Origin of the sequence: Flavobacterium indicum GPTSA100-9 = DSM 17447 (assembly GCF_000455605.1) — a bacterium.
Lineage (GTDB): Bacteria > Bacteroidota > Bacteroidia > Flavobacteriales > Flavobacteriaceae > Flavobacterium > Flavobacterium indicum.
Genome location: NC_017025.1, coordinates 745,663 through 771,758, shown reverse-complemented (window position 1 = coordinate 771,758; position 26,096 = coordinate 745,663). Strand labels below are relative to the sequence as shown.

The 26,096-nt window shown below is 29.0% G+C and carries 22 protein-coding genes; 1 reads left to right on the top strand and 21 read right to left on the bottom strand.

Annotated elements, in window-relative coordinates:
* Positions 1–5 precede the first annotated feature (5 nt).
* From KQS_RS03365 to KQS_RS03345, 5 genes are read right to left on the bottom strand one after another with little or no spacing between them, the layout of a single operon-like run.
* Entirely contained in the window at positions 6–809 is an 804-nt protein-coding gene (locus KQS_RS03365) for a polysaccharide pyruvyl transferase family protein (RefSeq protein ID WP_014387806.1), read from the bottom strand.
* Between the two features lie 9 nt (positions 810–818).
* Complete coding sequence (locus KQS_RS03360; protein ID WP_014387805.1) at positions 819–2,411, bottom strand: hypothetical protein; 1,593 nt, start codon at positions 2,409–2,411, stop codon at positions 819–821.
* A gap of 4 nt (positions 2,412–2,415) precedes the next feature.
* The gene (locus tag KQS_RS03355) at positions 2,416–3,039 is read right to left on the bottom strand and encodes a methyltransferase domain-containing protein (protein ID WP_014387804.1); all 624 of its coding nucleotides are present in this window, start codon (positions 3,037–3,039) and stop codon (positions 2,416–2,418) included.
* Entirely contained in the window at positions 3,040–4,110 is a 1,071-nt protein-coding gene (locus KQS_RS03350) for a glycosyltransferase family 2 protein (RefSeq protein ID WP_014387803.1), read from the bottom strand.
* Position 4,111: 1 nt separating this feature from the next.
* A complete protein-coding gene (locus KQS_RS03345) occupies positions 4,112–5,914 on the bottom strand; it encodes an ABC transporter ATP-binding protein (protein WP_014387802.1) in 1,803 nt (600 codons plus the stop codon).
* Positions 5,915–6,020: 106 nt separating this feature from the next.
* Between KQS_RS03345 and KQS_RS03340 the strand changes: the two genes are divergently transcribed.
* On the top strand, positions 6,021–6,755 hold the full coding sequence (locus KQS_RS03340) for a tyrosine-protein phosphatase (RefSeq protein ID WP_014387801.1): 735 nt from the start codon (positions 6,021–6,023) through the stop codon (positions 6,753–6,755).
* A gap of 84 nt (positions 6,756–6,839) precedes the next feature.
* Here KQS_RS03340 and KQS_RS03335 read toward each other — a convergent pair whose 3' ends face one another.
* The 16 genes from KQS_RS03335 to KQS_RS03260 form a co-directional block, all read right to left on the bottom strand.
* Positions 6,840–9,224: a GumC family protein gene (locus KQS_RS03335; protein ID WP_014387800.1), complete on the bottom strand. Its 2,385-nt coding sequence runs from the start codon at positions 9,222–9,224 to the stop codon at positions 6,840–6,842.
* A 1-nt stretch (position 9,225) separates the two neighbouring features.
* On the bottom strand, positions 9,226–9,984 hold the full coding sequence (locus KQS_RS03330) for a polysaccharide biosynthesis/export family protein (RefSeq protein ID WP_014387799.1): 759 nt from the start codon (positions 9,982–9,984) through the stop codon (positions 9,226–9,228).
* A gap of 52 nt (positions 9,985–10,036) precedes the next feature.
* On the bottom strand, positions 10,037–11,980 hold the full coding sequence (locus tag KQS_RS03325) for a polysaccharide biosynthesis protein (protein WP_014387798.1): 1,944 nt from the start codon (positions 11,978–11,980) through the stop codon (positions 10,037–10,039).
* A 50-nt stretch (positions 11,981–12,030) separates the two neighbouring features.
* Positions 12,031–13,161, bottom strand: a complete 1,131-nt coding sequence (locus KQS_RS03320; protein ID WP_014387797.1) for a DegT/DnrJ/EryC1/StrS family aminotransferase — start codon at positions 13,159–13,161, stop codon at positions 12,031–12,033.
* Positions 13,161–13,805, bottom strand: a complete 645-nt coding sequence (locus KQS_RS03315) for an acetyltransferase (protein ID WP_014387796.1) — start codon at positions 13,803–13,805, stop codon at positions 13,161–13,163. The genes KQS_RS03320 and KQS_RS03315 overlap by 1 nt, the downstream gene beginning before the upstream one ends.
* 6 nt (positions 13,806–13,811) lie before the next feature.
* A complete protein-coding gene (locus KQS_RS03310) occupies positions 13,812–14,414 on the bottom strand; it encodes a sugar transferase (protein WP_041251975.1) in 603 nt (200 codons plus the stop codon).
* A 13-nt stretch (positions 14,415–14,427) separates the two neighbouring features.
* Positions 14,428–15,633, bottom strand: coding sequence for a glycosyltransferase family 4 protein (locus KQS_RS03305; protein WP_157868384.1), 1,206 nt, complete (start codon positions 15,631–15,633; stop codon positions 14,428–14,430).
* A gap of 81 nt (positions 15,634–15,714) precedes the next feature.
* Entirely contained in the window at positions 15,715–16,851 is a 1,137-nt protein-coding gene (gene wecB, locus KQS_RS03300; protein ID WP_014387793.1) for a non-hydrolyzing UDP-N-acetylglucosamine 2-epimerase, read from the bottom strand.
* A gap of 877 nt (positions 16,852–17,728) precedes the next feature.
* Positions 17,729–18,115 carry a GxxExxY protein gene (locus KQS_RS03295; protein ID WP_014387792.1) on the bottom strand — a complete coding sequence of 129 codons (387 nt, stop codon included), beginning with the start codon at positions 18,113–18,115 and terminating at the stop codon, positions 17,729–17,731.
* A 119-nt stretch (positions 18,116–18,234) separates the two neighbouring features.
* The gene (locus tag KQS_RS03290) at positions 18,235–19,353 is read right to left on the bottom strand and encodes a polysaccharide biosynthesis C-terminal domain-containing protein (RefSeq protein WP_014387791.1); all 1,119 of its coding nucleotides are present in this window, start codon (positions 19,351–19,353) and stop codon (positions 18,235–18,237) included.
* Positions 19,350–20,468, bottom strand: coding sequence for a glycosyltransferase (locus tag KQS_RS03285; protein ID WP_014387790.1), 1,119 nt, complete (start codon positions 20,466–20,468; stop codon positions 19,350–19,352). The genes KQS_RS03290 and KQS_RS03285 overlap by 4 nt, the downstream gene beginning before the upstream one ends.
* Positions 20,465–21,733 (bottom strand): hypothetical protein, encoded by a 1,269-nt coding sequence (locus tag KQS_RS03280; RefSeq protein WP_014387789.1) that lies wholly within the window; start codon positions 21,731–21,733, stop codon positions 20,465–20,467. Before KQS_RS03280 ends, KQS_RS03285 begins: the two co-directional genes overlap by 4 nt.
* A complete protein-coding gene (locus KQS_RS03275) occupies positions 21,730–22,866 on the bottom strand; it encodes a glycosyltransferase family 4 protein (protein WP_014387788.1) in 1,137 nt (378 codons plus the stop codon). The genes KQS_RS03280 and KQS_RS03275 overlap by 4 nt, the downstream gene beginning before the upstream one ends.
* On the bottom strand, positions 22,867–24,075 hold the full coding sequence (locus tag KQS_RS13945; RefSeq protein ID WP_014387787.1) for a glycosyltransferase family 4 protein: 1,209 nt from the start codon (positions 24,073–24,075) through the stop codon (positions 22,867–22,869).
* Positions 24,059–24,808 (bottom strand): FkbM family methyltransferase, encoded by a 750-nt coding sequence (locus KQS_RS03265; protein ID WP_041251974.1) that lies wholly within the window; start codon positions 24,806–24,808, stop codon positions 24,059–24,061. Before KQS_RS03265 ends, KQS_RS13945 begins: the two co-directional genes overlap by 17 nt.
* Entirely contained in the window at positions 24,777–26,093 is a 1,317-nt protein-coding gene (locus tag KQS_RS03260) for an O-antigen translocase (RefSeq protein WP_014387785.1), read from the bottom strand. Before KQS_RS03260 ends, KQS_RS03265 begins: the two co-directional genes overlap by 32 nt.
* Positions 26,094–26,096: the final 3 nt, after the last annotated feature.

Below are 26,096 nucleotides of genomic sequence, written 5' to 3'. Positions count from 1 at the left end.
TTAAATTAGTTTTTAAATGGGCAATTTTTAATTAAATTTAACTTAATGTTTTCCACTAAATTTTGATTAGGCAAAGTTGTAACTTTTTCGAAAACTTCTGCTAAATTATCAATTTGAATAACATTTGGTTTATACATTGGAATATTAACCGATTCAAAATAGTCTTGGTATTTGATATCATCTCCAAATACATTTTCAGAAAATTTTTGCCACACTGCTGGAATTCTATAAGCATGAGCTAAAATAATTCCATGTAAAGACGAAGAAATAATTTTTTCACACTGTAAAAATTCATCTGTTGTAGATTCAATTGAATTCGTCATTAAATCAATAACCTTAATTTCAGGTTTATCTTTAAATAACTCTTTTACCATTGAATAATCGACATAATGAGGTACTATTCCAATTTTATATTTTTTTTGAATGGTTGGAAAATAATAATCTGGCAACAATAGTGCTGGATCACCATAAACTTCAGGCACAACATACCCTAATTCCATCAACCTTTTCCTTGTTTGAGGACCTCTTACTGCTACAATTTTTTTAGGTTGCTTTACATATTGATCTTTAGTGATTATACCACTCCCCCAAACTATACATTTGTGGTTAACTTGACCTAATATACTTCCTATAGTAACATATATTGGACTTATGAAATCTAACAATGAAAATTTATTTGGTTTGGTAAATAAAACCTTTTTCCCGGAAATTTTCTCTACCAAATATTTACCTAATAAGTCTCCATAATTTTCCTTAGCTTTATTATGAAAAACCCTTTCATTCCACCAAAACAATCTAATTTTATCCATAAAACTATATCAAATTTCCTTAGGTTTTAAAAGTATATAATCATTTGTAAAGCTACGATTATAACCTAATTTTATTAACTCATTTTCAAAATAAGACAACTTGTATTTATCAACTTCAACTGGAACTAAAATCACAACAGGTTGTTTATTTTTAAAATAATTTTCTTTTAAAAAATTAAATTCTTCTTTATTATTTAACTTCATTGGAAAGCTTTTAAATAAAGATTTTGAATTGTTTACTAAATAATTAAATATATGTGCATTACTACCATATATTAGTACATTATTTCCTTTTTTGACTTCTGAATTATTGATTAAAAGCACTTCATTTATAAAGTTATTTCTATGTGAAGTGGTTCTAATAGGTGCTAAATTTTCAATTTCTAATTTTGTATTTAATTTAGTGAAGTTTTCATCCATAAATTTAATTTTAAATTTTTCAAAAATTAGAAATGGAACTAAGATTAAAATCAAAAAAAAGAAATATTTCTTATATTTTAATTGAGATTGAAAGTAAATAAAACTAAAAAAAACAATAACTATACCACTGTATTTTAATCCAGAATTAGATCCTGCACAGGGTAAGAATTGAAATAAAATTAGACTTAATACGATTATTTTTTTTGATGTTATTGTAAATAACGGATTTTCAGATTTAAATTCTAAACTTAAAAAAGCTATAATTATTGCTCCAAAAAACAACGCAATTTTGGTATTAAAACCAGATAGAAATACGAATTTGAGGAATAATACAAAAGGAAAAACACTTAATATAAGAACTACATATCTTAACTTCTTATTGTTTTCACTTTTCATGTACATCCAATACAACACAACTAAAACAATTAAATATTTACAGATTTTAAAAAAATGATTCATATAATTGTTTAGTAAATGTACTAAGCCATGATCTTCATTGGTAACTTTTAATGATTCATTTATTGCAACTAAATAATTTTGAAAAGATGTATAGTTTAATAAAATTAAAATTGTAAATAAAACGCTGAATACTAGTACAAACGTTAGCAGCTGCTTTAACTTTAATTTATAATGAGATCCAGAAATTAAAATTAGAAAACAGACTATAGGAATAATTAAAACATTGGGCATGCGTGAAGCCACTGCTAATACCGAAAACAAACTAAAAAATAGTAAATTAGTAGTTGTTGCTTGAAATATAAATTTGATAAAATATACTAAAGCATATGTTATAAATAGAAACGAGAATGTATCATAACCTAATAAATTCCAATTCAATAATGAAATACAAAAATTAAGAATTAAACTAAAAAAAATGAATTTGTATTTATTTTCTTTTGATTCGATTAAAAGAAAAGGCGCATATAAAATAAGTTGATAAATAATAACATTCAGCACCCTAAATCCTATAACACTTTTACCAAATAATAAAAACCAAAAATATCCAATTTTATAGGACAAAAATGCCATTACATAAGGATCATTGGTAATCATTCTATTGATGTGGTAAAACCCATCTTGCAAATCAATTCCGAAGTAAATAAAGAACAATGAATAACATAAATTAAACAATACAATTAATGTAACAAAAAAATATCTGTATTGTATAAAAATTTTTTTCATAGAATTATTGTTCTCTAACTAAATTAAAAATAGATTGATTATTCCACAATTGATAATTTTTAACAGTATAACCAAAACCTGAGAAAATAGCTTCCAATTCAGATTTAGTATAATCACTCAACCATCCATTTTTTTCTCTTGATAGAGTAATAATATCCGAACAACAATAAGAACAGATTATATGATTAATAGATGCATTACTCAATTGGTCAATTACATTTTCTATATTATAAACATATTCAAGAACGCCGCTAAAAACAGCTGTATCAAATTGTTTTAAATTAACAGTTATTGGTTCATTTAAATCACACACTACCGTTTCTTCATATCTTTTAACAATATCTGAAGGTGTATAGGTTACCGTTTTGGGTAAAATTGATTTCATGTGCATTACTCCAGCCCCAAACTCAATTACATTAGCATCGGAAGGAATGAAATCAGCCATAATTGCTGTTCTTTCATTCCAATTTGTGAACAATTCTTCATTTTTTTGCCATCTATTTACATCCGATTTACGTGCTTCTTTTAATGCAATTGTGTTAGATTCAATTTCATTGATGCGTTGTTGATTAACTTTTGAACCAACTAATTTATTTTTTAAAATTTTTACTATTTCAATTAATTTCATTTAAAGGACAATTATAAGTTTTAGTATTTGTTTATTTCTATCAAAAAACAAATTATAAGGGTTATTTCTATAATTCATAATAATAGTTTCAATCAACATATTATTAACATCTTCTAAGCTGTAAAACACCAAATGCTTTTTTTTCAACTTTCTTTTTAATTTATTTTTTAAAGAATTAAGTTGAGGATGATGTACAAAGTTAAATTCAACACATACGTTTTTAAAATTTGAAATAGAACCATTTAAAAAAGATTTAATTTCATTAACTTCGTTAGTAATACTAATTTTTCTACTAGGTTTTTCTAATTTTAAATATTCTTTATCGTTAGGTTCCAATCCAAAAACAAAATCCTTATTTGATTGTATTATATTATTCTTTTTACTAAACAATAAATACGCACTATTAATCTGTTCTAATTTTGAGTGAAAAGGAGCTAAACTATCTTTACTCCTATAGGTTTTAGGGTGCCATTGGTGCAACATTAAAATTGAAGAATCAAAATAGTTAACTTCATATCCTGAATTGACAAATCTAAAATGAACATCTGTATCTTCTGAACCCCAACCATGATAATACTCATCATATCCATTAATTGCCATTAATTTTTCTCTATTATAAAGCGTCATTCCAGTCGCTTCATGATTGGAGTAATGATTTATTTTATAATCATTGAATGGTTTAATTAATTTCGATTCCACTTCATTAAGGTAGCCCACTTTAAAATAAATGGCTCCATTTTCATTTTTATACTTGTACAAGGTTGAAATAAAATCTTCATGATACATCATATCAATATCCCCAATAAAAACATATTCTGTTGTAATTTTATTTAACACAATATTAATTGCTCGAGACTTATTCCATAATTGTCCTTTAACTGGATAAGAGAATAAATTTAGAAAATCATAATTTATAGAAAGTTCTTTCAACCCAGTTGAATAATTAGCATCACTTCCATAATCAATCAAATACAATTGAAATTCTTTATTTTTTTGCAATTGTAATGAATCTAAACATTTTTTTACAATGTTTAAGTCTCTATTTCTATATGTAATAATAATTGCTATCAAATTATAATTCTTGTGTTTTTACCATGTTAGCAAATGTAGTGGATTGCGATAATAATTCATTAAAACTTCCACTGGCTTCAATTGTACCATTATTCAACAAATAAATAGTATCTACGTTTTTAATTGTTGATAATCTATGAGCAATAATTATAATAGTTACAGAACCTTTAAGAGCATCAATACTTTGTTGAATTATTTTTTCCGTTTCTGTATCAAGCGCTGAAGTTGCTTCATCTAAAACTAATATCTCATTTTCTTTATATAATTCACGAGCTATTGATAATCGTTGTCTTTGTCCTCCCGACATTAAAACGCCATTATCTCCTAAAATAAGATCTTCTTTATCATTAAAATTATTGATGAATTCAGTCAAATCTACTTTTTCGATAATTTCATAAAATCGAGTTAGATTTTTTTCATTTTTTTCATCCCAAAAAGTCACATTATTAAATAATGTATCATTAAAAACCACTACTTCCTGAGTTATTAATCCAACTTTTCCCCTATAAGATTCAATATTATATTCCTTTAATGAAACCCCATCAATAGAAATACTACCATTAGTAGGTTCTAACAAACCAATTAGTAAGTTTATTAAAGTTGTTTTTCCTGAACCACTTCGACCAACAAAAGCTACTGAACTATTAGCAGGAATTGTTAAACTAACTTGATTTAAAATTATTTGTTCGTTATTATAAGAATAAGATAAATCCTTTACATTAATTGTAGCATCAATAGATTTAAATAATTTCCCTTCAATTATTTCTTGTTGACTTAAAAATTCTTTTTTTACTTCCTTAATAAAACGAATAGAACCAACGTATTTTAAAAACCCTGTCCAATTGGTTTGTACAGTCATTAAGCTACTAAAAGTTCGATATAATAAAATTAAAATTAATAAAATTGAAGCAATATCACCGTTAAAATAATTAATATGTAAAAATATAGCACCTACTAAAAACAATACAAGAAGCGGTTCCCTTAAAGATAAACTTAAACCACTAATAAAACCTAATTTCATTTGATTATCTTCAATATCATGCATGACATTTTCAATCATCTTTTTGTGGTCTTTAGCTCTATTTGTTGCTTTTAAATATTTAAAATTTGTAATGTGTTGCAGCACCAAACTCATAAAATGATTGTTCTTATTAGATATAGAAAAAGAAATATTTTCTGAATTTACATATACTTTTCTAAATATTAAATTTGATACAATTCCTCCAAAAATTACTATTATAGAAAACTTCGGATTGACAAATAAAGATAGTATTAAATAGACAATTACAAAAATTGCATTTTGAAAAACCGATATATATTGTGTATAACCAAAAACAACATTATCACATTCTTTAGTTATACTATTTTGAATTTTTCCTAAATCTGTTTTTACAAATTTGGAATACCTCAGATGTGAAATTAAATTTAACTGCTCTGATCTTATATTCTTAACAAAAAAGGATATTAAAAACACACGATAATGCACATCCAAATACCTAAAAACACCTTTCAAAATAAAAAACACCAACATTACTAAAAGTAAATAATTGATTGTGTTCGGAATATTTAAAAAATGTAGAAAATCTTGAACATGTTTAGAATACTCATCAATTTGTCCGCCTTCAGTTTTATTTTTATCAGATGTATTCAATAAAGGAATAAAGATAGAAATACTCAAAGCATCTAATAAACTTACAAGAAAACTAAAAAGTATGACAACAAGTAATTTAATTTTTAAATACCCATAAAAAAATGTAAAGTATTTAAAACTAGATTGAATTGTATTCAGAATTTTATTTAACATTTACTTGTTCTTATTAATATAAATTAGGCATCAAATGTACTGATTTTTATTAACTAGAATAAGAATAAATAATAAGTAATAATTACATTTGCAGAAATTTTTTGATATGCTTTCCATTTTCAAATCGAAACCCGAGTTAGTAAATTTAATCCCAAATGATTTTGTGGATATTCATTCTCATATATTACCTGGAATTGATGATGGAGCAAAAAACATTAACGACAGTAATTATTTATTAAATTCTATGAAGAATATGGGGTTTAAAAAAGTAATTACAACACCTCATACCATGAAGAATGTGTGGAACAACACATCCGAAACCATACAAAACAGTCGTAAAATCATTGAAACAGAATTAGCCGAATTACATCAAACACTAAATTTGCAAGCTGCTTCAGAATATTTTATAGACGAACATTTCGTAGAATTATTTAAAACCCAACCGCTGTTAACTTTAAAAGACAATTACGTTTTGGTAGAAATGTCCTATTTGAATCCGCCTATTCCTTTACATGAATATTTATTTGAATTACAATTAGCAGGCTACCAACCTATATTAGCCCATCCTGAAAGATATGTTTATTACCACCACAATTTTAATGATTATGAAAAACTAAAAAAAATGGGGTGTTATTTTCAAGTAAATTTACTTTCAACAGTTGGCTACTATGGCAAAGATGTTGCAATTGCCGCAGATAAACTTCTGCAAGCAGATATGATTAATTTTGCAGGATCAGACATTCACCACAAACAACATATTGATTCTTTTAAAAGAAAAACGGTTATTAAAAGCAACAAACAACTAGAAAAAGTTATTGAAAACAATCAGTTTTTCAAGTAGTAATTTAAAAAACAACATATTATTTTTTTCAGTTCTAGAAGATAAAATCTTGAAATAAATTTTTCAACTAACTACTTTACAGCATTATTTAAAAGTAAAAATAGATTTTATTCGTTGCAACAGTGAAGGTTTTTCAACTTCAACTCCATAACCGTAGCCGTAACCGTAACCATAGCCGTAGCCATAGCCTTTTTGAGTAACGGTGTCATTAATTAAAATTGACATATTAGGCAATTTTGACTCTCTATACAATTGTTGCGGTAATTTCAACATACGCTTGTCTAAATAATTTGCACGAGCAACATAAATAAAAGCATCTGCTAAATGAGCAACAATTAAGGTATCTGTTACCAAACTTACAGGAGCTGTATCAACAATTATATAGTCGTATCTTTCTTTTAATTCTTCAAAAAGTGCAGTTACTTTTTTACTCATAAGCAACTCCGCAGGATTAGGCGGAATTACACCCGCAGGTAAAACATCAAAATGAGTATAATTATCAATTTTTACGATATACTCATCAATAGTAACATTTTTAGATGATGATAAATAATTTGTCAATCCTAAATTGGGTAATTTTAAATAACTATCAATTTTAGGATTTCGAATATCTAATCCTATAAGCAAAACCTTTTTATCGGATAAAGCAATTGTTGAAGCTAAATTAACCGAGATAAATGTTTTCCCTTCTTTTGGAAATGTAGAAGTTAAAAATATTGTTTTAGCTTTATCATCTGCAACATCCTTTAATAAAAATTCTAAATTCGTTCTAACAATTCGGATTGCTTCTGCCGTACTGGTTCTACTGCTAACATGAATTAATTCATTAGGTGTTTCACTTTTAGGCACATCACCTAAGAACGGAATTGTTGTTGCTTTTTCAATATCCAATCTCGATTTTAGTTTTGTATCTAAAAAATGGATAAGATAAATAATGCCAAATGGTATCAAAAATCCTAAAACAATTGCAATTAAATACACAACCATTTTATTAGGAGAAACCGGATTGGAAGAAGCCGTTGCTTCATCTATTACTTTAGCATTAGGCTCAGTTACAGCTAATGAGATGGCTGTTTCTTCTCGCTTTTGTAATAAATACAAGTACAAAGCTTCCTTTACTTGTTGTTGTCTGGCTATAACTCTAAACTCTTTTTCTTGAGTAGGAATTTGAGAAATTCTTCCTTCTACCAATGCATTTTGTTTAGCTAAATCATTTTTCTTTATTAACAAAGAACGTTTTAATTGTTGTAAACTTGCATCAACTGTACTGCGTAAAGAAGCAATTTTTTTATCAATAGCTAATACCATTGCATTTTTTTCACCAGCTGTTTTAAGTAATCTATTACGTTCTAAAACTAAGTTATTATACTGATTAATAACATCTGATGCATCAACATCACTTGTTAAAATATTAGCTGGTAATAAATTTTCATTCTTTGCATTTTTAAGATAATCCATCATAGTATTAACTACCTTAAGTTGCGTTTCTGTTTCTATTTCACGTTTTTCAAATTCACTTGCATTTTCTAAAAATAATCCAGCTTCTGATGTTATATCTGTCACACGATTTGTTCGTTTAAAAGTCTCAGCGTCTTTTTCAACTCCTTCCAATTCGCCAGAAATTAAACGCAAACGTTGTTCAATAAATTTAGAAGTATTTTCAGCAATAAAATTTTTTCCTTCAATTGCATCTTGATTATAATTTTTAACCAACGTATTTAAAAAATCTTTTGCTCTAAAATGAATAGGATCAATGAAGTTTAACTCAATAACACTAGTATTTTTACTCAATGCTAATACTTTTAGCCTAGAACGGTAATTATCGGTCACACCTTCAATAGGCAACACTTGTACTTTTATAGAAAATGTATCCCAAGTGCGTTCTTTTTCTAACTTGTTTTTAATTACGGTGCAGTATCCTTCTAAATATTTTATATTTTCACCATACTTAAAAGTACCTAAATTAGTAGTCCCATCAAAGAAATTGAAAGTTGATGACGAAACAGATTCTACTCTTAATTGATGAAATTCATTGTAAAATTTTGGATTTTGTTTATAGAATAAAACTTTTATTGGACAGTTATAATATATCTCTCCATCTTTAATCCTACCTTCATTGATATAGGAAATATTCAAACCGAGATCGTTAACTGTTTTCTTAATTAATGTTCTTGATTTTATGACTTCAATTTCATTATCAACATTACTTTTCACATTTTTCAACATTCCTAAATCTTGAAAAGCAGATAATTCCGAGGCCAAACCTCCTTTTCTTTCATCCTTCACCAATATTGAAGCGGTTGCGCTATATTGTGGTACAGAATATCTTATATATAAAAATGCCAATGCTAGTGAAAATACTATCCCAATAGCAAACCAATGCCATTTGATTAAATATTTATCTAATTGCTCTCTAATATTCAGACTTTGATCTAAATCTTCATCAAAATTTTGACTATATTTTTGCATCTTACTTCAAAGTTAAAGCTAAAATTGTCACTACTAATGACAATGCTGAAATACCAACCGTTAAATTAGGTCCAATCACGGATGAGTTGACCCTTGTTTTATTTGGTTCAACATAAATTACATCATTTTGCGACAAATAATAATACGGAGAATTTACAAAGTCAGTTTTAGTTATATCAATTTTTTGATACGTCTTAACTCCGTCTTTTTCTCTTATTACTAAAATATCATTTCTTTTTCCATAAATAGTCAAATCACCAGCTAAAGCTAATGCTTCAACTAACGTAACTCTTTCGCTATTTATTGGATACACACCTGGTTTATTTACTTCTCCTAAAACTGATATTTTGAAATTCAATAAACGTAAATTAACTATAGGGTCTTTGATATGATCCTTCAATAAAGACTTAATTTTTTCTACCGCCTGAATTCTTGTTAATCCAGCTAGTTTAATAGAACCCAACATAGGAAATTCTATGGTACCATTTTGATCAATCAAAAAAGCTTGCTGTCTTTCTTGGGCAATTGAATTTTCAGAAGTTCCTTGATAAACTACTGATTTTAAATTATAAGGAGCAGCAACTTCAGGATTTTCGGAAGAAACGATAATCAACAATTGATCATCTGCTTGCAAAGTCGACTCAAATTTTATATCGTTATTTAGTTTGCCTGTATTTTGCAGATAAGCAATGTTTTTTGAAGAATTACATGAAGTAATCAACAAAAAAGTTAAAAATATTCCGAAAATTCTACTAACCATAAATGCGTTTTTTTACAAATATAATTTTTTATAACTATAAATCAAGTTTTTGTTAATTATCTAACGATTGATATTCCGAATTTAAGCTAACAAATTCAGGCACAATAATTTTCATTTTAGCGACTACTTCGTGAGGTTTTTTATCTTTTGCTATCTCAATTAATTCATCAATTTCAGTACTTATCGAAATATAATCCTCTAGTTCATCCTTAGCAATCATAATTTTTTCGTGATGCGTCGGAAGCGTTTTGGCAGCATCGTTTAACAACTCTTCGTAGAGTTTTTCACCTGGCCTTAATCCAACTACTTTAATTTCTATATCCTCGTTAGGAACATAACCTGCTAATCGAATCATTTTTTCGGCTAAATCGATAATTTTAACGGGTTTACCCATATCAAATATATAAATTTCACCACCATTTCCCATAGCACCTGCTTCTAATACTAACTGACAAGCTTCTGGAATAGTCATAAAATACCGAATGATATCTGGATGCGTTATAGTCAAAGGTCCACCCTCATTAATTTGCTTTGTAAATAAAGGAACTACAGAGCCGTTTGAACCCAAAACATTTCCAAACCGAGTAGTTATAAATTTAGTGGAAGACTCTTTCATTTGCTCTAAATAGGCTGAAAGAGATTGCACATACTTTTCTGCAATTCGTTTACTAGCTCCCATTACATTACTTGGATTCACCGCTTTATCGGTTGAAACCATTACAAAACGTTCCACTTTAAATTTAACGGCTAAATCAGCCATATTTTTAGTTCCTAAAACATTGGTATAAATTGCTTGAGTTGGATTCTCTTCCATTAAAGGAACATGTTTGTAAGCAGCGGCGTGAAAAACAAATTGAGGTTGGTATTTTTCGAATATCTTTCTCATTTGTTCTTTATCTCTAACATCGGCAATCAATGAAACAATTTCAATTGCAATTACTTTTTCTAATTCTAAAACTAATTGATATAAAGGGGTTTCTGCTTGATCTAAAACCAGAATTTTTCTCGGTTTAAACGCTAAAACTTGTCTAACAATTTCACTTCCTATTGACCCTGCAGCACCAGTTATAAGGACAATTTTATCAGTTAATTGATTGGATATTTTTGTGTTATCTAACACAATTGGTTTTCGATCTAATAAATCTAAAATTTCAAAAGTTTTAATACTTTTTGTTATACGCTTTTGATTATTCCAATCGGCAACAACTGGCACTGTTAGTAATTTTATATTGTGTTCTAAACATTGATCAACAATCAACAATTGCAACTTGTTTGGAATATTTCGATCTGCGATTATTAAATTTTTTGCGTTTAATGCATCTAAAATCTTAACAATTGATTTATCATGCGATAGAATTGGCACATCTAATATCGTTTTGGTTGCCTTGTTTTTGTATTTATCAACAAATCCTACTAATCTATATTTTCGGGGTTGTTCTGCATTAATTGCATTTGCCAGAGCTATTGCATGACTATCAGTTCCATAAATCACTACTTTTTGATAACTGGATACCTGACTCGCTTCGATGTATACTTGATAAATTATTTTTACCGCAATCCTAAATGATAATAAAAATATAAATGAGATTAAAAATGTTAACACTAAAGCCGGCATTAAAAATATTTTAGATCCCACCCAATAAAAATGAGCATAATTCAATATGGCTAAGGCAAGAAAAGTGCTAAATGTGGATTTAAAAAGATTAAAACCATCATTTAAAGTAGAATGTCTTATGATACCTGCATAAGATTTAAACACAAAAAAGAAAAATATTTGTGTAAATACTATGATAAAAGTTCGCTGAAAAACTGATGCTGTATCATAATACTTAAATGTTAAATTGGAAACAATTAGATAGGTTACCAAATTAGCAAAAAGCACTATAGCAATATCTATAGAAAAAATAACCCATCGAGGTAAATAACCTAAATTGAGAAACTTATTCTTCAAAAAAGAAGAACTAACGGATTGATTATTGCTAGTATTTTCGGGCACTTATAAAAAATTGGGAAACAAATTTAACAAATTTACTTAGTAATCTAGAATTAAAGTTTAAAGAAATCTTTTAATACATTTTGAATTCTTAAAAACTCCTCCTCTTTTAAATTTGACCCTGAAGGCAAGCACAATCCTTTATCGAATAAAGATTCTGAAACATTTGTTCCATAATAGGGTACATTTTGAAAAATCGGTTGTAAATGCATCGGTTTCCAAAGTGGTCTTGTTTCAATATTTTCTGCTTCAAATGCTAAACGTAAGGCTTCTCTTTTTTCATAAGATTCTAACACTATTGCTGTTAACCAATGATTGGAATAGAATGCATTATTAGGTTCATGCAACACGACTACATCATTCATAGATTTAAAAAAATCCATATAAAATTGATGGGCTTTTCGTCTTAATTGCACATGTGCATCTAAAACTTCCATTTGTCCACGCCCAATACCAGCACAAATATTACTCATTCGGTAATTATATCCAATATGTGAATGTTGGTAATGAGGGGCATTATCTCTGGCTTGTGTAGAAAGAAACACGGCTTTATCTTTAACTTCTTTAGACTTAGTTACCAAAGCGCCTCCGCCTGAAGTTGTGATAATTTTATTCCCGTTAAAGGACAAAATAGACATAGTTCCAAAAGTTCCGCATTTTTGACCTTTATATGAGCTCCCTAAGGCTTCAGCACTATCTTCAATTACAGGAATATCATATTTAGTGGCAATAGCCATGATTTCATCCATTTTTGCTGGCATTCCATACAAATGAACCGGAATAATAGCCTTCGGCTTTTTACCTTTAGCCATTCGGTCTTCAATCGCTTGTTCTAAGGCAATAGGACACATGTTCCAAGTATCCTTTTCACTATCAATAAAAACGGGGGTTGCTCCTAGATATGCAATTGGATTTGCAGAAGCTGCAAAAGTCATGGATTGACAAATCACTTCATCTCCAGCTTCTACACCCAGCATAATTAAAGCTAAATGTAGCGCTGCTGTCCCTGAACTTAACGCACCAACAAAAACATCTTCATTCAAATACTTTTCTAAATCTTGTTCAAAACCATTTACATTTGGACCAAGTGGTGCGACCCAATTGCTATCAAAAGCTTCTTGAACATATTTTTGTTCATTTCCTCCCATATGTGGCGAAGAAAGCCATATTTTTTCTTGTTGCATTACGAATGAAATTTAATTGGTTTTGCTGGTATCCCAACAGCCGTACAATTAGCAGGTAGTGCTTTTGACACCACTGCTCCTGCACCCACAGTTGTATTATTTCCTATTTCTAATTGGTTGATAATTTTAGCTCCTGTTCCTACATATACGCCTTCGCCTAATCGTACTTCACCAGAAACATTTACGCCCGGCATCAACGAAACAAAATTATCTAAAATAGTATCATGACCAATGGTACAAGCCAAATTTAAGGTTACAAAATCATGAATAGAAATATTACACGTTATAATGTTACCCGCACAAATAACGGTTCCTTTACCAATAGAAACTGCATCATTTCCTATAATTACAGAAGGATGAATTAAAGTATCAAAGGACAATAATGGATTTGTCAACATGGTAACCACGTTTTTTTTATAAACCGGATTTCCTAAAGCGAGAACTACCACTAATGGCTCGTTAACTGCATTTAAATCCGCAACGTTTCCAAGAACAGGAAAACCATTTACTAGAGTACCAACTTCTTTTCCATCGTCATAAAATCCAACAAAAGTGTATGTAGGACGAACAGCATTGATTTGGTCTACAAGCATTTTAACTTCTCTTCCAAATCCTCCAGCACCAATAATTACAAGTTTTTTCATAGCAGGTTAATATTGTCCTTGAAAAGGTTCTATGGTGGCTGCATTTTCAGCATTTATACCTTCTCTAATAAGTACTTTTTTAATCGTCAAAAATATAATTTTTATGTCTAACCCAAAAGAAATATGGTCTACATAATACACATCTAATTCAAATTTTTTATCCCAAGAAATAGCATTTCTACCGTTGACTTGTGCCCAACCTGTAATACCTGGTTTTACTTCGTGTCGACGATTTTGAAATTCATTGTATAAGTGGACATAATCGGTCAATAAAGGTCTCGGTCCAATTAAGCTCATATCGCCTTTGATTACATTAAGTAACTGAGGAATTTCATCTAAAGAAGTTTTTCTAACAAATTTACCAACTGCAGTTAGTCGTTCCGAATCATGTAATAACTTACCTGAAGCATCTTTTTTATCATTCATCGTTTTGAACTTGATAATAGAAAACACTTTACAGTTTTTTCCTGGACGACGTTGTACAAAAAATGGTTTTCCTTGATTAGCAAAAAACAACAAAATAGTAACCAATAGAAAAACAGGCAATAAGACAATAAATCCTAACACCGCCAATAGAAAATCTAAAATTGGTTTTATTATTTTATACACTTTACTCTTTTCTTTAATTGATTCTTTTATCTATTACCTCATAACTATGTTTCGGTGTAACATTATTTACAAAATAACGATACCCATTTTCGCCCATTTCATTACAAAGTTGCGGATTTGTACGCAATAAATCAATTTTTTCTTTGATTAGATTTGGTTTATTAGATGGCGCCCAAGCTCCTGCTTTAACTTCATCCTGAATATGGATTCCATAATCTGTATTTTCATCAATTGCAGCTAAAATTGGAATTTTTGCATTGAAATAACTTAACGATTTAGACGGTATATTTGGAATGGTAAAATCTTCATGTAAGCTTATTAATCCGCAATCCGCAACAGAAATTATATTTTGATAATCCTCTCTTGGTAATGAATTTTTAATAACTACATTTTTAAGATTTTTTTCACGAACTAAGCTTTCAATTTTAGTTTTCTCAGTTCCTTGTCCTACGATAAAAAATAACACTTTATCATCAGGTTGATGCAATTCAGCAACAGCCAAAATATTTTCTAATTTCTGCGGTAAACCTATATTTCCTCCAAAAATAATAACGAAATTATCATCAAAATTGTACTTCTTTCTCAAAGCTATTTTGTCTCCATCAAACTGTGGTATTTCCTTTTGCCAATTGGGCAGTAAATGTAACTTTTCTTTTTTTACATTTGGATTATGACGCACAACATAATCAATGTTTCCTTGCGACATACAACCAATTTCATCCGCGACATCATACAACAACTGTTCTTTTTTTCTGAAGAAATTGTAAAACAAGCCTCCTTTTTTTAGCAAGCCTAAATCTACTGCATTTTGCGGAAAAATATCTCTTAAAATCAAATACAACTTCGAGTGGTATTTCTTTTTCAACCAACTTGCCACATCAACCAAACTAATTGGTGGTGTTGGCATGATGATTAAATCTAACGAATCAGATTTGAAATATTTTTTAATTGCTTTTTTATATTGATAGGGCAACAAAACATTTGCAATACCTTTTTTTATTGGATTTACATTCAATAAGGGTAATGTTTTCACACGAATTACAGAAATTCCTTCTTCATTTATCAATCCGACTTCAGAATCATTCACAGCCGGCGCCACTATAAAAACTTCATGGCCTTGGTCGCGAAATTCTTCCATTAAATCGGTGTATAAATTACTCGATTTTGGAATTTTGGGATAGGCTAAAGCCAAGAAAAGGATTTTACTATTTTGTTTCACGCAGATTGAAAGGATTTAAAGAATTCTTTTATTTTTTACTTAGCTCTTACTCAACTTATTACTTTTTCTGAATGCTAAAAATTACTTCTTACTCCAAACTACTCGATTTACATAATCCGTATAGCTTAATATGATTCGGACCATTTTCTCTGAAACATTTGGCATGGAATAATCCGCTACAGGTCGGAAATTACGTTCTTCACCCGTTTTTTGCGTTTGCAATTGAACCAAACCTTGCATGATACGCTCTGGTGAAAGTCCAACCATCATAACCGATGCTTCTTCCATTGCCTCAGGTCGTTCATGTGCTTGACGAATATTAAGTGCTGGAAAATTCAAAATTGAAGATTCTTCTGAAATAGTACCACTATCCGATAAAACTGCTAAAGCGTGCATCTGCAATGCATTATAATCATTAAATCCCATAGGTTTTAAGAACTGAATATCTTCATGCATTTGAAGGTTAGACGCTTCAATTTTGTTTCTTGTTCTTGGGTGCGTACTTACAATAATAGGATACTTATATTTTTCCGCAATCTGGTTTAAGCTTTCCATTAAACCAAAAAAATTTGCATCATTATTTATATTTTCCTCACGGTGAGAAGAAACTACAAAATACTTTCCTTTTTCCAACTTCAATCTTGATAATACATCTGAAGCTTTGATTGAAGGCAAGTAATGATGTAACACTTCAAACATAGGTGAACCCGTTTTAATAATTCGATCCGCTGGCAAGCCTTCACGAAGTAAATATTCACGAGCAATATCGCTATAGGTTAAATTTACATCCGAGATATGATCTACAATTTTTCGATTAGTTTCCTCAGGGACACGCTGGTCGAAACAACGGTTACCTGCTTCCATATGGAAAATAGGAATTTGACGTTTCTTGGCAGGAATGGCGCACAAACAACTATTGGTATCACCTAAAACCAAGAAAGCATCGGGATTTACTTCTTCTAACAACGGATCTATTTTTACTAAAATTTGACCCACCGTTTCTGTTGCTGTTTTACCTGCAGCGTTTAAAAAATAATCGGGTTTACGAATCCCTAAATCATCAAAAAAGATTTGATTCAGTTCGTAATCATAATTTTGACCCGTATGAACTAATATATGTTCAATAGCATCTGAAGCGTCTAATGCTGCCATTACTCTAGATAATCGAATAATTTCTGGACGTGTCCCTACTACTGTTATAAGTTTTAATTTTTTCATTTTTATATTATTTCACGCAGATTGAAAGGATTTATGGATTCTTCACTTTGCGTATAATCTAATCTTAATGTTTAATAAAACATTTATATATCTCTTTTTTCAAATTTATTTATTTCACGCAGTTTGAAAGGATTTAAAGATTCTTCACTTTGCGTATAATCTAATCTTAATGCTCAATAAAACATTTATATATCTCTTTTTTCAAATTTATTTATTTCACGCAGATTGAAAGGATTTATGGATTCTTCACTTTGCGTATAATCTAATCTTAATGTTTAATAAAACATTTATATATCTCTTTTTTCAAATTTATTTATTTCACGCAGTTTGAAAGGATTTAAAGATTCTTCACTTTGCGTATAATCTAATCTTAATGCTCAATAAAACATTTATATATCTCTTTTTTCAAATTTATTTATTTCACGCAGTTTGAAAGGATTTATGGATTCTTCACTTTGCGTATAATCTAATCTTAATGTTTAATAAAACATTTATATATCTCTTTTTTCAAATTTATTTATTTCACGCAGTTTGAAAGGATTTAAAGATTCTTCACTTTGCGTATAATCTAATCTTAATGCTCAATAAAACATTTATATATATCTTTTTCAAATTTATTTATTTCACGCAGTTTGAAAGGATTTAAAGATTCTTCACTTTGCGTATAATCTAATCTTAATGTTTAATAAAACATTTATATATCTCTTTTTCAATTTTATTTATTTCACGCAGTTTGAAAGGATTTAAAGATTCTTCACTTTGCGTATAATCTAATCTTAATGTTTAATAAAACATTTATATATATCTTTTTCAATTTTATTTATTTCACGCAGTTTGAAAGGATTTAAAGATTCTTCACTTTGCGTATAATCTAATCTTAATGCTCAATAAAATTGTTTACAATTCGTTTGGTGCTCAAATTTATATTATCAGTATTAAAATTCACTAATATACCAATAGGAATATCTGATAATTTCAAATAGGTAATTACTTGTTTATAATGAACTTTGGATAATTCTTCTACTGATTTAAGCTCAATTAATATGCAATCTTCAACTAAAATATCTATTTTAAAAGCAACATCCAAAAGAACATCATCATAATGAACCGCTAATTCAACTTGATTTTTGGCTTTTAATCCAGCTTTATTTAATTCATAAAGTAAAGCAGCTTCATAAACAGATTCAAATAAACCTGGACCTAAATTATTATAAACATTAAAAATGCAACCTCTAATTTTATATGTAATATCGTTTTCGTCCATATATTTAATTTCAAACTATTTTATTGGCATATATTCATTTCTATTCTCTAAATTTTAAATAACAAAAAAACTTAATCAAAATTCCTTTTATTTCTTTCAATCCGCGTGAAATTTAAATCTTACACTTCTACAAAATAAGTATCTGCATCATTTGGATCAAAAAACTCATTAATCCAAAAATTGGTATACAATACCTCATCACCTATATTTTTAATATTATGCGTGTACCAAATTGGCATATCAACATAGGCGGGTTCGTCGCCATTTAATTCGAAATTTAGTACTTCATTGGTTCCAATTCGTCGCAATTGAATTAAAGCTTTCCCTTTAATTACAGCAAAACGTTCGATTTTACGAGTATGAAAATGATTCCCTCTTGTAATTCCAGGTTTTGTGGTTGAAAACGAAACTTGTCCGCCAACTTCTAATCTTATTATTTCTACAAAACTTCCTCTATCATCTGTATGTTGAACTAATTTTACAGGAAAATGAGTAGCATGATTAATATAATTTCTAAAAGTATTGAATAATTTAATATCTAAACTTGATGTTAATTCAGGAATACTTCCTTTTTCTTGATAAGTCGATTTGAAATGTTCTAATTTTTGTAATACTTCCGAAACTTTTAATTCGGCTTCAAAAGGGACTTCTATTTTTTCATCAAAATTTGCTTCCTTAATTTTTGAAATTATAAATTTAGAAACATCATCCACATAAACTAATTTCAAGAATCCATCCACATTAATTTTGGGAGTTTCATTATTGGCTAATTGATGACAAAAAGTAGCCACAACAGAATTATAAAAAGGTTTTCCGAAAGAACCAAAAACGTTTGGAATAACCAATCCAGTAAACAAAGCATTATTTGATTTTGCCCATTCACTTAACAGTAATCTTGCTTCTTTTTTAGATTTACCATAGTATTCATCTCTATCCTCATGTATTGTTGAAGAATAAATCACATGAGGCTTTACCTGTGTTCTTTCTAAAGCAGCTACCAATGCTTTAGCGATATCGATATTGGTTTGATAAACAACATTTAAATCGTCTAAACGATTTAAGCCAGCGAAAGTTACAATTACATCACAAGATTGTACAAAAGCATCTAAATCATCTGCATTTGAAAACAAACTACGTTTCCCTTCTACTTCTACAAATTCTTCTGTGAATAATGTTAAATATCTAGACAATGCATTTCCAAGGAATCCATTTCTTCCTAAAATACCAACTCTTTTCATTCTGATTCGGTTAAAATTTTCAAATATTTTTTGGCTCTGATTTGGGATGAGTCAAACGTTTTTAATTGTTCTTTTCCCAAATTTACTAATTGACTTTGCAATTTGGGATTAGATGCCAAATCTACAATTTTATTAGCAATATCAATAGGATTAACTGGATTAAAATAAGTGGCTGCATCTCCACATATTCCCTTTGCAAACGGTAAATTGGAGGTAAGTATTGGTTTTCCCATATACATAGCTTCACAATACGAAGCAGAAAAACATTCTAGCAAAGTTGGCAGAAAAAGAAAATCGACCTGTTGATACAAATAGGGACACTGTTTTATAGCGACCTTACCTAGAAATGTTATTGAATTATTCAGTTCGTCTTCTTCAGTTATTCCAAATTCCGTTCTATCAATAGTTAGAAAAAAATGAAATGAAAAATCAGGAAAATTTTGTTTAAGAATTGGGATTACTTTTTTTATTATGGCTAAATTTTTATGCGGATAATTAGCAGAAATGGTTAGTAATTTGATGGTTTCCTTTGGTAATTCAAGCTTCAAACTTCGGTCCCATTTCAATTCATTCTCAAAAATTTGATTATAATAATTTGTAACAGTATATACGGGTTGTGTAACTTTTTTTGCTAAAATCTTAGTAACATCTGGATTTTCAGTAATAAGCCCTTCGTTATTGTTTCTAAAATCGAACATATGGAAAAACTCCATGGCATTCAATTTCATTTTTTGAAAAAAAGTCAATTGATCAAAATACGGTGAATCTTTGTAAATGTAATCTGGTTTTGCAAAACCACAAATATGCTTTGCTTTGGGTTGCCAATAGGTGGGCCCAAATACAGAAAAAACAACATCTGGATTGTATTTAAATTCAATTGCATCTAAAAACTTATCTTCACCAAAAATAGCTTTCCAAGCAGAAGGTTTAATTGAATAATGAATAAAAATAAAATTCTGAGGAAAATCAGTTTCATTAATTTGATATTTTAAAAAATCGGAAAGTACAACAATAAATTGATGTTCCGTATTAGAAACTATCTCATACAAAAATGAATGTGCAACTTGCAAACCTCCACCGACTTTTAAATTGGAACAATTAATTAAAATCTTCATAATGTTGCTACTGGTTTTTTAATGAAATAAAGTATCATAATTGGCAAATAATTCAAAAAAGGAAACAAAACCAGCGAAATCATTCCATCACGCCACACCTGAAAAAGTACCATATTAAACAACAAAAGCAATAAGAAACCTTTGTGTTGTATAGGCAAATTAGCATATTTATTATACAAAAAAGAATACCATCTTCCAATGAGAAAAGAAATCACAAAAACTCCAATATATCTGAAGTTAGCATAAGATTCCCCGCTAATCAAAGAAATTTGTCCCATTTCTCCAAAGTCTCTTCCGGTAATCGAAATTTTATGTTGCCATTCATTCAGTGCAGGTTTATCGGCCCACAAACTTCTTGGTACAAAAAAGAAGAAAATGGGCTTATAAGTATCTCCCCAAAACTGTACCCCTTTAACATCGATGGCACCAATCATACCAGCACTTTGCTCAATAAAAGACATATCTCCCGATTCTCCTTCTTTAAACTCTTCATAGGAATCTTTTAGTACTTCAGTAAATTCCAATTTACCAGTTTCTTGAAACGATTTACCCACTTCTTTAAGTGGAAAACTAAACAGTATAAAAACAAATCCTATTACATAATATTTTAAGGGAGGCAATTTCAAATTCAATTGTTTCAAATAAATCATTAAAACAAACAAAGAAGCTAGAACTACTCGAAATCTATTTTCTCCTTGTAAAGAATAGAAGATTAATAATATAAAAAAATAGGTCAAATATATTTTTTTAAAACCTTTTTCATACAAGAGAACTATAGCAGAAATAATTCCGAGTCCAGTCATCATATTAGAAAAAGTAGAGTATTCTTCCGCCTCAAGATCTCGATCAGCAATAGATCGATAAGTAACAATCCCAATAAGACCTAAAATAAAAACTACAATCATGTACTTATCTACCCATTTTTGTCTTCCTTCTTTCATGAATTCAAATTGTTTTAAAAGTGCATTTCCAGACTTTTTAAAATTCAATGTAAATACACTGAACCCAATAAAAAAGGCTACTAAGGATACATCAGCAAGAATTATAGCTTTATCAATTTCTTCCAATGTTATATATGTGGAATACCATTTATTGGAAATAATTTTCGCACCTTGAAAAAATATTTGAACCCCTCTAAAAGTCACAAAAAACACATGAAAACACCAGTAAATAAGAGCAGAATTTAGAATATTCAATTGCTTTTCTTTTACTAAAAACAGAAAAAGAAGAAGAACAATAAAAATATCTAAATAAATCGCCATCATATTTTTTCCACTTGATTTAAAAAATGCTCACAAACCTGTTGAATATCGAAATGTGTTTTAACATTTTCAAACGACAGCGCACCCATTTCTATGGTAGAAGCAGTAGCCATTTTTAAAAATACTAATTCAAACGTTTCAAAATCGAAATCATTCAGGACAAATCCATTATTCCCAACAACTATTTCATTACAATTACCAGCAAATTGCGTGGTAATTATTGGCAAATGCGCATAACTTGCTTCAATCAAAGTTAATGGATTTGGATCATTTTTTGTGTTTAAAATAAAAATAGTTGAACTAAATAACAATTCTCGAACTGCTTCTTTAGGTTGATTTCCTAAAAAATGAATAGTAGTATCATCTTCATTATCAGCAATTAATGCATCTTTCAAAGAACCTTCTCCTACAAAAACTAAATGATAACCGAATTTATTTTCTAATTTACGCCAATGTTGAATTAATTCTTTAATCCCTTTTCGATCTTCAATTTGAGCCACTTGAATAAGTAATTTTGCATCCTTTGGAATAGAATACTTACTTTTTATAATAGCTGAATCTGCTTCAGACCACGAAGTTGGCTTTGTAAAAAAATCACCATCAACTGTATTTGGCAGTAAAATAATTGGTTTTCTTTCTAATCCAAGTAATTGAAACAAATACGATTCACTTCTTTGGTTGGGCACTGCAAAGGCGTCAAATTTATTTTGAATAAATTTTCTCACTACAGGAACAATTCCAGCGGCATGTAACCTACTTCCATCATGCCCTTCACTCCAAAATATTTTTTTATATTTTTTATTACAAAATGAATTAAAAAGCAAACTATAGATTACGGTAGGCATATTCCATGAACCTGCATACAAAATAACATCCGGATTAAATTGTTTTGTTTTTTTTAAAATACTTGGGTTAAAATGCACATATAATCCAGCAACACTTTTATGAAATCCTTTTACTATTTCATAGTCAAATTGCTGCTCGTTTAAATCAATACTCCAATGTCTGTCTGGTTCACTAGCAGCAGCATAAAGCACTTTTAAGCAGCCATTTCTTTGAGTCAATACACGATTAATCACATTAAAAAATGCGATACGATAGGGCGTTGGAATATTAGTTATAATTAATAACTTCATTTAATTTAAATGTTTTAAACTTGTTACCAAATCATTTCTAAACTTTTGCCAGGTAAATTGTTTGGCTTTTTCGTGAGCGTTTTTTCCCATGGTGTTTACCAAAGAAAAATCGTTTTGTAATTTTTCTAAATACGTTTTTAGTGCCAAAACATTTCTTATTGGCGTGATAAAACCATCTTTGCCGTTTTCAATAATATCTTGTGCAGCGGTATGTTCAGTAGCAATAACTGGAATTCCAGTTGCCATTGCTTCTAAAATTACTTGTCCGAAACCTTCTAAAATGGATGGCAAAACAAAACAATGTGCTTCGTGTAAAGCATCTTGTAATTTTTCATGCGGAATATCTACCCGAACATCAATAGGAAAATTATAATTTTGAATTAAAGAATTGTCATAAATTCCACGAGTAACAATAATTAATTCAACCTTTTTTAACTGATTTAGTGCATCAAGTAAATACGTGATTCCTTTTCTTTGATTTAGACTTCCAATAAAAATTACTTTAAACGTTTCTGATTGTTTTCTTTCCGAAAAAGTAAATTTTGAAGTATCCACTCCGTAGGGAATGACCGTAATTTTTTCATCTGAAATTCCTTTAAAAACCAGTGATTTCTTTGTTAATGAACTCGCACAAAGAAAATAAGTAGCTAATTGAACTTCATTTGATAAAATTTTTAATTCGTTTTCAGACAAAGAAAATTCATATTCTTGACGAAGTGTTTTGATTGATTTTGGATTCAATTGCATTTCCTCCAGAAACAATTCTTTTACGAAATCGGCTTGTGGATGAAATTGAAATAGTATTTTAGGTTCAATTGGATTATTTTGAAAAGCAGCTGCAGCACACGTATTAACTGCTATAACTGGGACCTTATATTTTACACTTAAATTTTTAGCTTTTTCTCCTAATAGTTGCCCTTTTTTAACATCGAATTTTATGTTTTTTGTCAAACTAAATAAAACTTGATAAAAAAAAGCCAAATAAGAAACGGTTACATAATTGGATGGTAAGCCAGTTTTAAAACGTTTGTTTATTTGTGATTGAAACCCTAATAAATTAATTAGTTTTTTGAACCAATTCTTATCATAAGGAAAATAGGTTTCAGTTACTAAAGCATACAACATACCTGCTTCATACAAAGCCAAAGCTACTTGGTAATCGTCTCTTTTACCTGCGTGAACGACAATGTATTTATCTTTTGAAATCAATTTTATTATTTTTAGCTACAATATTAGATCCATATTCCTCAATAATCTCGTACCCCAATTTAAGTATTTTATTTTTTAAATCGGGCACTGTTATTAAAGCTCCTTCAATTTCTATTGGATGCAATTCCATAATTAATAAGGGACAGTTTTGAAAATTCAATTCAGAAAGCACAAAATACTCTGCACCTTCAATATCACAAACTAAAACAAACGTATCCGGAAAATCATATTTACTAATCAAATCTTTAAGTGATGCTAATTGTGAATCTGATTGATTAGACTTTGTAATTTTCCCTCTTGTATTATCCTCTCCAGGTATAAATTCATAACCTTGTGCACCTATTATTTCATTGCAAACTCGTGCATTTAAAATTCCATTAATTTTAAAATTTTGCTCAATAATAGGAATAAATCTTGAATCCGCCTCAAATGAAATTACTTGAGCTTTCGGATTGGATTTTGCTAAGGTTGAAGATACAACTCCAATACTAGCACCAAATTCAACGATTGTGCCCTCATAATTTTGTAAATATTTAGAAATGAATCTTATTTCTGCACTTTCATAGGTTTTAAAGAATAATGAAGCTGCAATTCTTCTTTTAATATTAAAATTCGAAATTTCAATTATTAAATCATGAAAAGGAATTTTATTCGAATACAATAATGCAATAATTTTTCCAGTTAATTCATTTACCAATAATTTAGCAAGAATGACTTTTAGTTTCAAAAACATAAATAGTTTTTTTATAAGTAATGTATAAAATTAAACAATAAAATGAAGTATAAATTGGATAAGACCAAATTATATCAGACAGAGTAGTTGAAATACTTATCAAGTAAAAATTCAATAGATAATAGAACAATGCAGATACACTTTCAAATATAATCATATAACTAGTTTTATCTCTGCTTAATAAAACCATTGAAAAAAGCATTCTAATAATTAAGAATATATCGCCTAAAACTTGAACATGCAATATATCACTAATCGGCAAAAACTTTTTTGACAAAACAATTGGAATAATAATATCTTTTAATAAAAGTAACATTAGACCAGCAATTACAGTAGCACTAACAAATATTTTAAGTGCAAAGTTCACTTCTTTAACTACCTCTTTATTATCTGAAATCCCGCTAATTTTAGGAAAAAAATAAACTCCTATTGTGGTTGAAATTAGTAACAAATACATACTTGAAACTCTATTTGTACCTTCCCAAATACCTGCTGTTTCAATTCCTAAATGATCAATTAATAAATTTCGAACTAAAATTTGTGCAAGAGGAAAACAAAAAGCACTAATAATTACATACAATGAGAAATGACCTAGCTTTTTTAAAATTTCCTTATCTACCAATAAACGTACTTGAGTTTTCCATTGAATAATTTTACTATAATATAAACTTACAAAGAAAATGAGTGTTTGTGCTAAAATATAAGCTAACAGTGCACCTTCAACTTTATAAAAATAAACTAATGACACTGTTAGAAAAACACTTAGTACACTTGCAATACTTTGTATTTTAATGTACTTTTTAAATTCATACAAGCCACTTAAAACAGAAACTATAAAATTGTTGATTGCGATTAATGGTGTGGAAAATGCAATTACAAACAGTAACCATTTGTATTGTATAGCATTAAAAATAAAAAGTGTAAAGGTATTTTGAAATAGTAGTATTCCTAGTACTGTTAAAGTTGAAAACAGTAAAATTATAGTAAAAGATGTTGCGTATACTTTTTTTAAATTAACTGAATCGTCTTTGTACTGTCCCGTTAATTTTACAATTCCCGTTCCAGTAGCTCCTGAGCAGACCTGAATTAGAATTGTCATAAAATTGGTTAACTGACCCAACATTGCAACCCCTGCTGGTCCGGTTATAACGGCTAATACTTTTGCAGAAATAAAAGTAGCACCAATTTTTATCAATGTAGCTATTGAGGTTAAGGACGAAATTTTAACTAAAGGAGAACTAAGTACTACTTTAGATTTTTCTTTAATTTGTTTTGGGGTTAACATTTA

What these genes read in the sequence shown, in the direction of transcription:
- KQS_RS03335 (WP_014387800.1), bottom strand. Translation starts at nt 9,224, where the DNA reads ATGCAAAAATATAGTCAAAATTTTGATGAAGATTTAGATCAAAGTCTG.
- KQS_RS03280 (WP_014387789.1), bottom strand. Translation starts at nt 21,733, where the DNA reads ATGATGGCGATTTATTTAGATATTTTTATTGTTCTTCTTCTTTTTCTG.
- KQS_RS03355 (WP_014387804.1), bottom strand. Translation starts at nt 3,039, where the DNA reads ATGAAATTAATTGAAATAGTAAAAATTTTAAAAAATAAATTAGTTGGT.
- KQS_RS03295 (WP_014387792.1), bottom strand. Translation starts at nt 18,115, where the DNA reads ATGGACGAAAACGATATTACATATAAAATTAGAGGTTGCATTTTTAAT.
- wecB (WP_014387793.1), bottom strand. Translation starts at nt 16,851, where the DNA reads ATGAAAAAATTAAAACTTATAACAGTAGTAGGGACACGTCCAGAAATT.
- KQS_RS03275 (WP_014387788.1), bottom strand. Translation starts at nt 22,866, where the DNA reads ATGAAGTTATTAATTATAACTAATATTCCAACGCCCTATCGTATCGCA.
- KQS_RS03290 (WP_014387791.1), bottom strand. Translation starts at nt 19,353, where the DNA reads ATGAAAAGAGTTGGTATTTTAGGAAGAAATGGATTCCTTGGAAATGCA.
- KQS_RS03365 (WP_014387806.1), bottom strand. Translation starts at nt 809, where the DNA reads ATGGATAAAATTAGATTGTTTTGGTGGAATGAAAGGGTTTTTCATAAT.
- KQS_RS03260 (WP_014387785.1), bottom strand. Translation starts at nt 26,093, where the DNA reads ATGTTAACCCCAAAACAAATTAAAGAAAAATCTAAAGTAGTACTTAGT.
- KQS_RS03330 (WP_014387799.1), bottom strand. Translation starts at nt 9,984, where the DNA reads ATGGTTAGTAGAATTTTCGGAATATTTTTAACTTTTTTGTTGATTACT.
- KQS_RS03315 (WP_014387796.1), bottom strand. Translation starts at nt 13,805, where the DNA reads ATGAAAAAACTTGTAATTATTGGTGCTGGAGGATTTGGAAGAGAAGTT.
- KQS_RS03340 (WP_014387801.1), top strand. Translation starts at nt 6,021, where the DNA reads ATGCTTTCCATTTTCAAATCGAAACCCGAGTTAGTAAATTTAATCCCA.
- KQS_RS03285 (WP_014387790.1), bottom strand. Translation starts at nt 20,468, where the DNA reads ATGAAGATTTTAATTAATTGTTCCAATTTAAAAGTCGGTGGAGGTTTG.
- KQS_RS03320 (WP_014387797.1), bottom strand. Translation starts at nt 13,161, where the DNA reads ATGCAACAAGAAAAAATATGGCTTTCTTCGCCACATATGGGAGGAAAT.
- KQS_RS03345 (WP_014387802.1), bottom strand. Translation starts at nt 5,914, where the DNA reads ATGTTAAATAAAATTCTGAATACAATTCAATCTAGTTTTAAATACTTT.
- KQS_RS03265 (WP_041251974.1), bottom strand. Translation starts at nt 24,808, where the DNA reads ATGTTTTTGAAACTAAAAGTCATTCTTGCTAAATTATTGGTAAATGAA.
- KQS_RS03360 (WP_014387805.1), bottom strand. Translation starts at nt 2,411, where the DNA reads ATGAAAAAAATTTTTATACAATACAGATATTTTTTTGTTACATTAATT.